The organism is Streptomyces durbertensis (assembly GCF_014156695.1).
GTDB lineage: Bacteria > Actinomycetota > Actinomycetes > Streptomycetales > Streptomycetaceae > Streptomyces > Streptomyces durbertensis.
Genome location: NZ_WMLF01000783.1, coordinates 1 through 1,248 on the forward strand (window position 1 = coordinate 1; position 1,248 = coordinate 1,248).

General features: G+C 72.8%; 1 protein-coding gene and 1 pseudogene. Both read right to left on the reverse strand.

Features of this window, described 5'->3' with window-relative positions; genetic code table 11:
- Positions 1-923 (reverse strand): annotated as a pseudogene (locus tag GL263_RS26775) (hypothetical protein); the annotation flags it as partial.
- 19 nt (positions 924-942) lie between these two features.
- On the reverse strand, positions 943-1,137 hold the full coding sequence (locus tag GL263_RS26780; RefSeq protein ID WP_181355778.1) for a hypothetical protein: 195 nt from the start codon (positions 1,135-1,137) through the stop codon (positions 943-945).
- Positions 1,138-1,248 lie beyond the last annotated feature (111 nt).

The window sequence follows — 1,248 nt, forward strand, 5'->3', positions numbered from 1 at the left end:
AGCTCACCCGCCCCGGAACCGTCCAGCACCAGCACCTCGCCCCGCTCCAACGCCTGCAACGCCACCGAACGCAGCAACGTCGTCGTCCCCGAGCCCGGCTGGCCCAGCGCCAGCAGATGCGGCTCCGTCGACCGCGGCCCCGTCCGCCACACCACCGGCGGCACGTCCCGGCACTCCTCACCCACACCGACCGGAAGCGTCCGCTGCACCGACTCGGGATCGGTGAACCCCAGCACCACCTCACCCGGAGCCGCCACGAACCGCTGCGCGCACACCCCCGCCGGCAGCGCCCCGAGCACCGAGAGCCGCAGCCGGTTCGCCTCCTGGTCCCACGCGAAGTGGTACTCCCGATCCCGGCCGGCCTTCGCCCCCAACACCTGCTGCACGCGACGCCGCGCCTGCGGGTCACCGTCCGCGAAGTACGGCGGATACCGCAGCTCCAGCGACTCCAACCGCCCGTCCTCGCCGAACCCGTGCGCGACGAAGGCCCGCTCCCACGAGCCGTCCGGCGCGTACAGCGGCTCCGGATGGGGGTCGTCCTCCGCACAGAAACGCGGCGCCAGCGCGTCGTAGAGCGCCTGCAGCCGAGCCGCCTCCTCCTCGGTCGGCCCGGCCTCCTCCTCGTCCTCCGCCGCGGCGCGCTCCCGCCCCAGCACGGCCGCCACCGCCATCACCGCTGCCGTCGCCAACCAGGGCCCGTACGGCACGATCCACACGAGCAACGCCACCGCCACCGCCAGGAACGCCGCCGGACCGCGACGGTCCTGCGGGGCGCCCTCCCACCAGCCGCGCGCGAGCGCCGCCAACCGCCGCAGGCCCCGGCCCACGACGATCAGCGGATGCAACGCGTCGAGTGCCCCCTCCACGACGCTGGTGGCCACCCGGCCGCCCCCACTCTCCCGGACACTCAGCGGCCACGGCATCGAGCCGACCTCCCGACGATCAGAGAGCCAGACCGCTCAGCAGGTTGGCGACCGTGTTGCTCCCCGCGTGGATGCCCGCGGCGAGCGCGGAGTCGGCCAGATAGAAGCCGAACAGCGCGCACACGGCGGCATGGGAGAGCTTCATGCCGTCCTTGCGGAAGAAGAGGAAGGCGATGACACCGAGCAGCAGAACTCCGGAAACCGACAGAATCACGCGAATCTCCCATGGGGACAAAACGGGCGGACGCTGGTCTCAGCTTCACAGAACCCGCCGCCCGCCGTCCGGCGGCATACGGGTGAATCCGCACGCCGCCCGGCAGATTCC